This window comes from Marinomonas rhizomae, from assembly GCF_003315485.1.
In the GTDB taxonomy this organism is placed as follows: domain Bacteria; phylum Pseudomonadota; class Gammaproteobacteria; order Pseudomonadales; family Marinomonadaceae; genus Marinomonas; species Marinomonas rhizomae.
This window is the reverse complement of sequence record NZ_QNSE01000007.1, coordinates 138,209-150,434: the sequence shown is the minus strand read 5'-3', so window position 1 is coordinate 150,434 and position 12,226 is coordinate 138,209. Positions and strand designations below refer to the sequence as shown.

Genomic DNA, 12,226 nt, shown 5'->3' with positions numbered 1-12,226 from the left:
TGCTTTGCTGTGTTTTTACTCTTTTAAGTGATGGTTTATATGTTTTTTCGTCGAATTTGGTTTAATGCGACTCATGTAGCGCTACTGTTTTTATTGTCTGTTTTATCGTCGATAGGGAATGCACAAGATGGCGTATTAGGCTGGGATAAACGAGTGGTGCATGGCACGTTGGACAATGGTTTTCGTTATTATTTATTTGATTCTCGACAAGAGAAAGACACACCCAAAGGCTTAACTTTGGCAAATTTAGTGGTGCTGTCTGGTGCCATTGACGAAGAAAAAGACCAGTTAGGTGTGGCGCATATGGTGGAACACATGGTGTTCCATGAGAGTGATGATTTGCCAAATGGGGTTCGAAAAGCGTTCACCGACATGGGGTTTAAACAAGGTCGTGATTTCAACGCTATGACTAACAGTGAAAATACCCGTTATATGGTGAATTTGAAAAACTCCACGCCTGAGCGCCTAAATAGCGTGTTGGATATTTATCAGCAGATTGCGTTTCATGCTCAAATCAAAGCCTCTTCTTTGGATAAAGAGCGCCTGATTATCCAAGAAGAATGGCGCGGTAAGTTAAGCCATCGTTCTCGCATAAATGATGAAAAGAAAGCGTTGTTACGCGTCGGTTCTTTGTATCCAGAGCGCCCCGTTATTGGTACACAAGCGTCTATTAAACATACACCAGCTGACAAGCTACAAGCGTTTTATAAAGACTGGTATGCCCCAAATAATATGGCATTGGTTCTGTTTTCGCCGATGGATGTAAAGGCGCTAGAAGCCAAAATTAAGCGTACTTTTGGCGATGAACCTGCACGCGTGTTACCGCGTCGACACCCGAAAGACCCAGAGTTAGATGATCAGCTGAAGATAGGACAGCTGAATGATGCTGGTAGTAAAGTCAATCGTGTTGCGTTCTTGTATCGCTTCAAGAGCGAATTGTCTCATACAGATGAAGGTCGTCGAGATGGTCTGATCGATTACATGACGCGTAATTTGCTGACTCAGCAAATTCGCCGACAGCGCGGTGTGTTGCCAGAGCATGTTCGTGCTTTATCGAGTACCAAGGGGGCAGTCTCCCCTAATGTGGCCATTTTAGGTTTCTCGGTGAATGTGGATGAGGGGTTTCATGCCGCAGGTTTACAGTCATTAATTCAAGAGTTGGTACGTATAAACTCCCAAGGTTTTTCACAGTCAGACTTTGATGAGGTGTATGAGAAAGTTATCGAGACGGCGAAACGAAATAAAACCGCGGCCAAAAGTCGTGGCACGATCTGGTCTGTAAAAATGGTGGAAGCGGTTACGTCAGATAAAATAGTACATGACCCTGAAGAGAGTAATAATCGTATTTTACGCTTGGTTGAAAGCATTTCATTGGCGGATGTTAATGCTCGTTTAGGCCAGTGGTTATCTTCTTCCGATCGTATTTTATATACGCAAGCTGTGGGTGGAAAAGACATTAATCTGGGAACAATGAAAGACGTGGATGGCATTTTTAACAGGATGAAGGAGCGTCATCTAGCGCCGTTAGAAATAGAGCAAAAAGTTATCGAAAGGCAACTGCCGAAAGTAGCCAAAACTGGCTCTATCGCCTTAATTAATAGGGATGAAACGTTGGGGGTATCACATTGGTCATTGTCCAATGGTGATAAATTAACCTTGTTAGACCCTAGAATACTTGCGGAAAAATATGATGTGGTGTCTTCTGATGAAAGCAAGCATAGTAGCTATTTTTCTGCGATGTCCAGTGCGGGCTATCATGTTGTCAAAGGTTCTACTTGGGCTGAGCAAATTGCGGTACAAATGTCTCAAGCAACCGGTGTGTATGGCTGGACGGCAGAAGAGTTTCAAAAATGGCGCACTGAACAAAAGGTTTTGTTGTCTTCAAAGCAAAAGGCTCAAAGTTTGGCGTATCGAGGGGCTGTTGATAATGGTGTATTCGAGAATTTATTGAACCTTTATCATGTCAATCAAACGCTTCCAAATATCAATGCCGATGTCTACGACAGAGTGATGATGAGCATGAAAAGAAATGCGGGTATTAGTGTAGAGCGGCCGATTGAAGTATTTTCAAAACATCTTGCCGTGGCGCGCTTTGGCGATACAGATTTGGCGCCCACCTTGTCGATTCTAGAGCCCTTATCTCTTGAAGCTTTAGAGGCGCTTCGACAAAAGCAAGTGGCGTTACCGGTTCAGTACTTTATTGTGTCCCGTTTACCAGAAGATGAGGTGACGCGCTTAGTGTCCCGCTATCTTGCGAGTATTCCTCGTGATACTGCAGCCTACAGTGAGTCGGATTATGAAACGACGCCAGTTCTACAGCGTGAAGGGCAATTGACGGTTGATGTGTCATTGAACACAGAGCCTAAAGCAGAATATAGATTGTACGCGTACGATTCTGTGGAGTGGACACCCGAAGCTGCGTTGCAATTAACGTATTTGGGTGAACGCTTAGAAACGAAATTAAAACAACGACTACGCAGTGAAGTGCAAGGAGTGTACAGTGTTCGTGTCGATTTAGAGTTGAACAAAGACACCGATCGTGCCGAATTGAAAATTCAATATTCGAGTTCACCAGCTCGATTAGATGATTTGGCAAGGATGACGGAAATGGTCTTGTTAGAATTATCATCCATGGTAACTGAGGAATGGACGAATGATGTTTATGAGGCTTTTATTGATGTTGAAAAAAGTCGTCTGAACAATGCATTTGATGCAACTTTAGTGCATCGTATTGAACTCAGTGAGGTGTATTTCGGTGACACTAGCTACTTACATAACATGGAAAAACTGACCAGTGCCTTGACGCTGAATAAGCTGAAACTCATGGCTGAAAGGCTAACGTTTAAAGACAGAGTAACAGGCTTATATAGACCCATTGTAGAATAAGATATTTATCTTACCGTATTGAAATTAATCGATTATTTTAAAAAGCGCCTTCGAGCTTTCTCGAAGGCGCTTTTTTTCATTTCCTTCTTATTACTCGACTTATACGTATGGCATGAATATTATGAAATTTTATGTTCTTTGATTATTTGGCCTGTTTAGGAAAACCTTCATGTCGCGTCCCGTGAAATTGCTTAGTGTGTCTATTGCTCTTGTGTGCCTGTTGCTAGCGTTGAACTTTGGTTTGCGTTCATCAATGGGTTTTTTTATGTCGCCCATTTCCCAAGAATTTGGTTATGGCCGTGAAGTCTTTGCGTTTGCGTTGGCATTGCAGAACTTATGGTGGGGGTTATCTCAGCCTATTGCTGGTGCGTTTGCCGATCGATTTGGCACCTTAAAAACAGTCTGGATCGGTGCGGCTTTGTATGCGCTGGGGTTGTATGTGACGGCGACTGCAGACGGTGTATTTGACTTGAACCTGGGTGCGGGTTTACTGATGGGGATGGGGATTTCTGCTACAGGTTTTGGTGTGGTGTTACCTGCTATGGCACGGATGGTATCACCTGAGAAACGCTCCTTTGCGTTAGGTTTGGGCAGTGCCGCGGGTTCCGCTGGGCAGTTGTTGGTAATCCCTGTGGCGCAAGGCTTTATTTCTGCTTATGGCTGGAGCACGGCGCTGATGCTATTGGCACTTTGTGCTTTGATGATGGTGTTGTTGTCTGGTCCTTTCCGTCAAGCCGCTGGCAGTTCAAATGGCACCGCTCAAGATGTATCACAAACTATGAAAGAAGCGCTAAAAGAGGCTAGCGCGTATTCACATTATTGGCTGCTCGTAGTGGGTTTTTTTGTGTGTGGTTTTCAGTTGGCATTTATTACGGTTCACATGCCACCATTCTTGTCCGACCAAGGTTTTTCGTCAGATGTAGCGGTGGCCAGTTTGTCATTGATAGGTCTGTTTAATATTTTTGGCTGTCTTTTGTCTGGATCATGGTCTGGAAAATATTCGAAGAAAAAGATACTCACTATTATTTATACCTTAAGAGCGCTATCGATCGCTGCGTTTATGTACTTTCCTATAACGACGTATTCTGTGTACGCTTTTTCCATCGTTACGGGTTTGCTTTGGTTGGCAACCGTGCCTCCCACTTCTGGTATCGTGGCGCAAATGTTTGGTTTGCGTTATATGGGGTTGTTGTATGGCATTGTATTTTTAGGTCATCAACTTGGCTCATTTAGCGGTGTTTGGTTAGGCGGCTATTTATATGACGCAACAGGGTCGTACGATATCGTTTGGTGGGCCGCTTGCGTGATTGCATTAGTCACAGCTTTGCTTCATGTGCTGATTGATGATCAACCAGTAGCACGGCTGCGCACTAGGGTTGCCTGAGCGAATTCTGGTTTATTCCAGCGCTTGCCATTGTTGTTGGTGAAAGCGCTGGATTTTATTCTCGTCCCATTGAAACAAATACAGCCAGCTGTTATCGATCAGTTGCCTGACAATGTTGTGTTTGGCGGCGACCTCTTCGATAGCAATTTTGGGTGCAGCGACATAAACCGCAAGTTTAACAGGCGTGTGCATCCATTTTTGACCATCGCTTAAAGACTGCATAGAAAGCCCAATTCGCAAATCCCCACCGTTGCCTTCAAATACGCCAATGTTACCGCCGACGGCATTGTGCAGTACTTTATTACCGCAGCCGAATTTGAAGTTGTCTGTTACTGATAAGTTGTATTGCATGTTGATCCAGTGAGTCACCAACATGGGCGCAGTAAGAATACGCTCTAGAATACTGAAATCTGGGTCATTGTTTTGATCATAATCGTGCAGGAAGCTGCGTCCCTGCAGATCAAGGTGTCGAGTTTGCTGACGCGGTGCGATGATAAAGGCGTGGTTGTTGGCCAACCCCCATTCAGGACTCACCTGTGACCAATCGTTTGCACGTTTGGTAAAAGCCTTCGAGCGTTGTTTATCAGATGCTTTTAGTAAGGATGAATCTAACTTTGCCGCCCGTTCTTGTTGCGCCAAATACTGTGCTTTTTCAAACCAGTTGGTCAATTTACTGTTAAGATCTTTTGCGCCTTCTAGTGGATCAAAGCAGGTTAGTTGATCCGTGGTGGTGTTGTGAAGCGCGGCGATAAAGTGAGTGTCACTTGGTATGGCGACGCCCATTTTGCTGAGCAGGGCGCGTACTGTATTGTCATTCAATAGTGATGCTAATACCCTGACGTTGATCTCGCCACTTTGTCCGCCACAAGCACCGCATTCTAGCCCTGCGGCATGAAGATTGTTGCTGGTATGGCTACCGTGGCCCACTAACATGACAATGGGTGCATAGGTGGTTAGCTTGATGGTATCTAAAATACCCCTCGCCAAATTGGCCTTGTCTTGATCCGTCAGAGCAAGACCATGTTGAGTCAATTGCCAGCCTGTATTTGGTGTTAAACGATTTGCTGGGTGCGCTTGTCTCTTGGAGAAGAGTGTTTGTTTGAACATTTTGAAGGCGTACCACCAGCCCATGGATTCCACCATAGAAAACGACGCTGGTGCGGCGTGCCCCCAGCGATGCCAACGAGCTTCTTTTTGTTGGTGGTGAACGTGACCTTTGTCGCTAGTGCATTCGGTGACGGTAATGGACGCGGATAATAAGCCGGGCAGTTGTGGGCGAGCATAATGACTGTCTTTTGCTTTGAATTCGATAGGTAAACCAAAAAAGCCAGCAAAGCCAAGCGTTTGAATTTTGTCGGATTGCTTTTCTAGTGCACGCCTAAACACTTCTGAGCGAACGTCGATGCAAAAAATTGCTTGTAGTTCAGGTCTTTCTAAATCCGCTATAGAAGATGAAGGAGGTGTAAGGGTTAGCATTTTATGTAAGTTTTTTTGCTCACTGTATTCCAGTGCTAGTGCCCAAATTTTGGAGGTTAATAGCGCGTCTTTATGGGTTTGAATTAGTGACGGAATGGCATTCTTTTGCGCTGTCCAGGTGGTGTCGATCGCTGAGAGTAAAATGGGTGCTGTGTGTTTTAGGTAACGCCAAATAACCAATTCCCACGCCATTTTGATGGCAAGTAAAGATTCCACATGGTTTTCTTTTGCTAGGCGTTCGTTGTTATCGCCTTTGGACCAATTCAAGTAAGCCAGATAGCTGCTCCAACCATTAATATCCAGCAACAGCGCCTGTGCATAGAAATGCAGTGCTTGATCATCCAAGGCCAATTCTTTGATAACCAGAGCAAATAAGTCTTCTTTGTTGCTGGGTAAATGATGAAAAAACTCGGTGAGCTTCGGTTCGGCCATGATAATACTTAGGCCTTTGTCTTCATTGGTCACTTCTAACCAATGGCTGTATAGGTCTAGCTCGTTGTTAATGTTTTGTTGTCTTAATGTAGGGCTTTGCTGTTGATAATGAGCAGCGCAAAACTGGCTGACTTGATGGGTGATTTCATCATGCCATGACATTTTATTGGCGGGTCTTTGTTGGTCGGCAAGATCTGCAAGGTTACGCCATGCTACTGGTTGGTTATGGGGCTGACTGTTGGGGTGAGATAAATGCTCTAGCAAATATTCTGGTGCCACGTTTAGAGCGTAATGGTTGGCCGCTTTTACCAGGCTAGTGTGTGAAATCCGTCCTTCCTCAAACCAAGCTCGGTAAGAGTCAATGGGTAAAAAGGGTTTGATACCAGCTAAGGCTGACAGTCTATCAGAGACTTCATCAAAGGGTTTATCCACTAATGACCACAACGGATTCACTGCGATTAATTTATCTAGTGGCCAATGAGGAGCAAGGGTGCTGGTCGCATCAAGCAAGAGGTCTTTTTGCTGCATGCTTAAGGTGTTGTTTATCTTAATCGTCATGCGATTCTCCTAAGGTTTTAGCGACTGTTGATTTTTGGTAGTTGCTTGATGTTGTTCTTTGGTTCTGGCGGGTAAGGTGACAGGCCAGAACTTGAGCACCAGACGAGTGAGCCATTCGTCCAAATAGAGGCCAGCAAACAGGGCAATAGATAAACGACGAATTGCAGTCCAGCGCACTTGGTAGTGCAACAGCGTACTCAAGATGAAGAGCAGGCTAAATAGAAGCATTGCCCAGATATCGGCTAGAGAAAAAGCCTGAACTGTGTGCGTTGGATAGGCTGGCAAGGCGTAGTGCATGGCGAACTTTAGCGCGGCATAAATCACACACAGGAGTATGCCCATCGCGAAGGTGTAAATAATAGAAGGTGAATGTTCACATGTGCGCCATTGTACGATAAGAACAGTAAGTGCGAGAGCGAATAACCACCAAGCACTAAATGCGCTCTCGAAGCCAAATGATACTCGGATAATGGTCACAATCACGGTGCTTAAGCCGAGGGCAAGTAGCCAGGTTTGCGCATTAGGTAAAACGGCTTTGTTCGTTGATGGAAACTGAGTATTGGTTTTTGCGGCACTAGAAAGGCGTAATCTAATGGCGTCATTTACTGCGTTGCCGGAGTTGAGAAAAGAATAGGCTTTGTAAAAGGAGTGAGCGAGCAAGTGCAGCAAGACTAATTCGTACAAACCTAAGGCAAACTCTAACAGCATCAAGCCCATTTGCGCACAAGTAGACCAAGCAAGGCGAACTTTGATGCTGATTCGAGTTGTCATGATCAAGGCGCTGGCGAGCGTCGATAAGCCAGCCACAATCAATAATAACCAGGTTGCTAGGGCGCTTTGTGCAACCAAAGGCGTGAATAAAAGCAGAAGGTACCCCCCCAAATTGATAACGCCAGCATGCAACAAGGCGCTAACGGGTGTCGGCGATTCGACCACCTGAATCAACCAACCATGGAAAGGCAGCTGAGCGCATTTGATTAACGCAGCGAATGCGATCAAGCAAGCGGCGACTTGCTCTTGCCAGTGTAATGTCAGTCCTGCGTTAGATTGGGCAACAGCGGTATTGATAATAGTGTTGATGTATGGGCTATCGTATTGCTGGTAAAGCAAGGCAAAAGCGACAAGCAAAGATAGCTCTGCAACGCGTGCCAGCATGAATTTCTTGTGGGCAGCGAGAATAGCTCGTGGACGATCCGCATAGAAGGTTAATAAATTGTTGAGTGACAAACTAATGCCTAACCAACCGAGCCAGAAAATCACTAAGTGGTTTGTGGTGACTGTGATGGCAACGGATGCCAAGGTAAACATTAACCAGCGATAATAACGATTTAGATTAGCCTGCCCTACCATGTAGTGACGCGAGAAACTGATTAGCATCCACCCCATAATCGTCACCAATCCAAGCATGATCTGGTTGAGTATCGTATGACGAATTAAAACGGAAGATTGCCAAGCCTCGTTAAAAAAGTAACTGATCGGAAAGGTGGCGAGATAGATAATTAGCAAGACAAAACTTAATCGAGATGCTTTTTGCGCCACGTGTTGTATTTTTTCTTGGCCGATATACCAGCCTCCCAGAAACAATGTTAAGGGAATGAAAATGGGTAAAAAACTCAACGCGACTAAGGACATACAAACCTTCATTTGTGGGGTTAAACAGGCGGGAGCGATTATGAAGGCTTTATTTTGTTAATAAAAATACATATATTATCTGAAAACGTTCTCTTTTATTTATGTGATATTTTTTGTACGACTCCTGTTTTTTGATCTCGTGCAAAGGTCGCAAGCATTTTAAGGCCATTGATCATGAGTCGATTAAACTATCATCATCTGTATTATTTTTGGCGAGTGGCCAAGAGCCCGAGTCTGACAGAAGCGGCAGAAGCCTTGCATATCTCTCAGTCGGCGTTGTCAGCACAGATCAAGCAGCTGGAGCAAAGCTTGGATGTGGCGTTATTTGTTCGGCAAGGGCGTAAGTTAGTTCTGACCGATGTTGGTCGTCGTGTGCTGGCGTATGCGCAAGATATTTTTAATACCGGCGAAGAGCTAGAGAAATTTATCCAGAAAGACGGTGCTACGCAGGTTCAGCATATTACCATTGGCGTCCAAAGTAACTTGTCGAGAAACTTCATCGAGAGCTTTATTGCACCCTTGTTAAAAAGTGAGAACGTGGATTTTTCGCTTTCATCAAGAGGCATGACAGATTTGCTCAATGGTCTCGTTAATCATGAATTAGATTTGGCGTTGACCAATCGCGCTATTTTAAGTGAAGGTCATGATACTACATGGCGAAATCAATTGGTCGCTCGACAAGCTGTGGCGATTGTTGGGCCTTATGGCGAAAAGCCAGACATGCCTTTTCCGCAAGGCTATGAAGACAAAAAATGGGTAGTACCTGGGCGTAATACCGATATACGTTCGTCATTTGAATCCTTTTGTGCCACTCATCAATATCAGCCAAATATCAAGGCGGAAGTGGATGACATGGCGATGTTGCGACTGCTAGCAAGGGACAGTGGGTATTTGTCTGTATTGCCACCTGTGGTGGTAAAAGATGAGATCCAGTCGAAACTGCTACAGGATTATGAAAGCATTCCCCAAGCGTTCGAAAACTTCTACGCCATTACTATGCCGCGAAAGTTCACTTCACAGTCTGTGCTGGATTTGATCAAGATCGCGATTCATGAGTATTCTGTCGATTATTCACTTTGATCATTCAGAAAAGCTCCTTTTTAAAAAGAGAATAGTAAAAAGGGAATAGCACATGACACCTTTGCAAACCTATCAGGCTCGCTTAAAGCAGAATGCAGTGACGTTCGATGAGCGTCAGCAGCCTGCGTTACATGAGTTAGAACGTGTTTATCAGTCCTTGCTTACGAATCCATTAGACGGCGATACGTTAGAGTCAATAACAGGCGTTTATCTTTGGGGCGACGTGGGTCGTGGTAAGACGTTTTTGATGGATTTATTTTATCATTGCTTGCCTGAAAAAATGGCGTTAAGGCTGCATTTTCATCATTTTATGGCACGTTTACATCGAGAGTTGAATCTTGCATTTGGCCAGAAAAACCCTTTAAAAGGCATTGCGAAACGTTTAGCGTCAGAGTGCCGAGTGCTTTGTTTTGATGAGTTCTTCGTTTCAGACATTGGCGATGCCATGTTGTTAGGTGGTTTGGTTGAAGCCTTGTTTGAAGAAGGAGTAGTGTTGGTGGCAACGTCGAACATTGCCATTCAAGACCTATTTCAAAACCAGTTGCAAAAAGAACGCTTCGCTCCATCAATTGCCTTGTTGCAAGCGCATTTGAATGGTATTCATCTTGGTGGTGAGGAAGATCACCGATTACGTCATAAAGGTGCGTCGACGATTTATTTTGTCAAACAAGAGCAAGATATGTCGGCCTTGTTTACGCAGCTGGCGCAGGGGGAAATCAACCAGCAGCCTCTGCAAGTGTGTCGTCGTGCCATTGCTGTGATCGAATCAGCAGAGAACATTGCTTGGTTTGATTTTTACGCTGTCTGTGATGGCCCAAGGTCGTCGTTGGATTACATCGAGTTGGCACAAACGTATCCCATGATAATGCTGACAGGCATTCCAGAGTTAAGCAGCGAACCTTATGAACACATCAAGGCCCGTGGTACAGAGGACGGTGCTATTGGTTCAGGACAAACTGGTGAACGTGCCGTTTCCTTGGGTGTGAACGACGATGCTGTGCGTCGCTTTATCAGCCTAGTCGATGAGTGTTATGACCATCAGGTGGTCTTATTATTAAATTCGGAAGTGCCCTTGGACAGCTTGTATTTAAACGGTTCTTTGTTGTTTGAGTTTCGTCGTACATACAGTCGTTTAATTGAAATGAAATCCCATTACTATCAGTCATTGCGAGCAAGCCGCATTACCCAAGTAGACGGACTAAATGGTTGATTTCATTCTGACTATTTTCACTTAGTTTTTTGTAAAAGCTTGATAAAACCAGAATGCACTACCAATATATTTAAAAGTGATGAATGTAACAGACATTAATATGATGACAATTAAGGAGGGCGATCATGCAGTACGAAGATCGCGTTGATGCGTTAGTCGCACCGAAAGGTTCGTTAGAGATGTTATCTCAAGATGAGATTTTTCGTCTATCAGAAGAATCAGGTCCACTTCATGATTTATTTCATCGTTGTGCGTTAGCTATTTTGAACTGCGGCAGTGATTCCGATGACCCACAAGCCGCCATGGAAGAATTTAAAGATTTTGATATCCGCATTGTACAGCAAGAACGAGGCGTGAAACTGCAATTAAAAAATGCCCCAGGCAGTGCCTTTGTTGATGGCAAGATGATTAGCAGTGTGCGTGAAATGCTGTTTAGTGTATTGCGTGACATTATTTTTACTCAGCACGAATACATTCTTGCACGTGGTTTAGAAAATGCCAGTTCAGATAAGTTAACTAATGTGGTGTTTGAGCTATTACGTAATGCGAATGTATTTCGCCGTATTCAAAACCCAGACATGATTGTGTGTTGGGGCGGTCATTCTATTGCGCGCCATGAGTATGATTACACTAAGCGCGTGGGCCATGAATTAGGCTTGCGTGAGTTGAATATTTGTACTGGTTGTGGACCAGGTGCAATGAAAGGGCCAATGAAAGGTGCTGCCATTGCTCATGCTAAGCAGCGTATTAAAAATGGCGTGTATTTGGGATTAACCGAGCCGGGTATTATTGCCGCTGAATCTCCGAATCCAATAGTGAATCAACTGGTTATTATGCCAGACATAGAAAAACGCCTTGAAGCTTTTGTTCGTGCTGGACATGGTATTGTTGTGTTTCCTGGGGGCGCAGGTACGGCAGAAGAAATTCTGTATATCTTGGGTATCTTGTTGCACCCCAAAAATGCGGATGTACCCTTTCCTTTGGTGTTTACTGGGCCAAAAGAAAGCGCAGACTATTTTGAACAGATTAATGCTTTTATCGGTGATGTTTTAGGGGCAGAGGCACAGAACAAATACCGCATCATTATTGAGGATGAGGTGGAAGTAGCTCGTGCCATGAAGCAAGGTATGGAAGAAGTTCGCCAATACCGTAAAACTCATCAAGATGCATTTTATTACAATTGGAAACTGCATATCCCCGAAGAGTTTCAATATCCGTTTGAACCCACTCATGAAAAAGTGCGTGAGCTGAATTTGCACTTTAATCAAGAGACTCATTTGCTAGCCGCGGATTTACGTCGTGCCTTTTCGTCTATCGTTGCCGGTAATGTGAAAGCACAAGGTGTGGCTTATATCAAGGAATTTGGGCCCTTTGAGATCCATGGGGACAAAGCTTTACTGGCGAAACTGGATGCCTTGTTACAAGCGTTCGTTCGTCAGCAACGGATGAAGTTGCCAGGCAGTGCGTATGTTCCTTGTTATAAGGTGATCACAGACTAATAGTATGGCATAACGTCATCTGTAGACATTTCTAATGTAAAAAAGGGCTTCACGTGAAGCCCTTTTCTG

At 44.4% G+C, this 12,226-nt stretch carries 7 protein-coding genes; 5 read left to right on the top strand and 2 right to left on the bottom strand.

The window, feature by feature from the left end; genetic code table 11:
- The first annotated feature begins 39 nt into the window (after nucleotides 1-39).
- Nucleotides 40-2,886 (top strand): M16 family metallopeptidase, encoded by a 2,847-nt coding sequence (locus tag DFP80_RS10355; RefSeq protein WP_158601363.1) that lies wholly within the window; start codon nucleotides 40-42, stop codon nucleotides 2,884-2,886.
- Between the two features lie 169 nt (nucleotides 2,887-3,055).
- Nucleotides 3,056-4,270 (top strand): MFS transporter, encoded by a 1,215-nt coding sequence (locus DFP80_RS10350; protein WP_113916724.1) that lies wholly within the window; start codon nucleotides 3,056-3,058, stop codon nucleotides 4,268-4,270.
- A 12-nt stretch (nucleotides 4,271-4,282) separates the two neighbouring features.
- Here DFP80_RS10350 and DFP80_RS10345 read toward each other — a convergent pair whose 3' ends face one another.
- Together DFP80_RS10345 and DFP80_RS10340 are read right to left on the bottom strand one after the other, a co-directional pair.
- The gene (locus DFP80_RS10345; RefSeq protein WP_113916723.1) at nucleotides 4,283-6,736 is read right to left on the bottom strand and encodes a YbcC family protein; all 2,454 of its coding nucleotides are present in this window, start codon (nucleotides 6,734-6,736) and stop codon (nucleotides 4,283-4,285) included.
- Between the two features lie 9 nt (nucleotides 6,737-6,745).
- Nucleotides 6,746-8,368, bottom strand: a complete 1,623-nt coding sequence (locus DFP80_RS10340) for an NADH-quinone oxidoreductase subunit L (protein WP_113916722.1) — start codon at nucleotides 8,366-8,368, stop codon at nucleotides 6,746-6,748.
- 174 nt (nucleotides 8,369-8,542) lie between these two features.
- Here DFP80_RS10340 and DFP80_RS10335 point away from each other — a divergent pair, with 174 nt between their 5' ends.
- The 3 genes from DFP80_RS10335 (at nucleotide 8,543) to ppnN (ending at nucleotide 12,157) form a co-directional block, all read left to right on the top strand.
- On the top strand, nucleotides 8,543-9,448 hold the full coding sequence (locus tag DFP80_RS10335) for a LysR family transcriptional regulator (protein ID WP_113916721.1): 906 nt from the start codon (nucleotides 8,543-8,545) through the stop codon (nucleotides 9,446-9,448).
- 52 nt (nucleotides 9,449-9,500) lie between these two features.
- Nucleotides 9,501-10,658: a cell division protein ZapE gene (gene zapE / locus DFP80_RS10330; protein ID WP_113916720.1), complete on the top strand. Its 1,158-nt coding sequence runs from the start codon at nucleotides 9,501-9,503 to the stop codon at nucleotides 10,656-10,658.
- A 125-nt stretch (nucleotides 10,659-10,783) separates the two neighbouring features.
- Nucleotides 10,784-12,157 (top strand): nucleotide 5'-monophosphate nucleosidase PpnN, encoded by a 1,374-nt coding sequence (ppnN, locus tag DFP80_RS10325; RefSeq protein WP_113916719.1) that lies wholly within the window; start codon nucleotides 10,784-10,786, stop codon nucleotides 12,155-12,157.
- The last annotated feature ends 69 nt before the right edge of the window (nucleotides 12,158-12,226 follow it).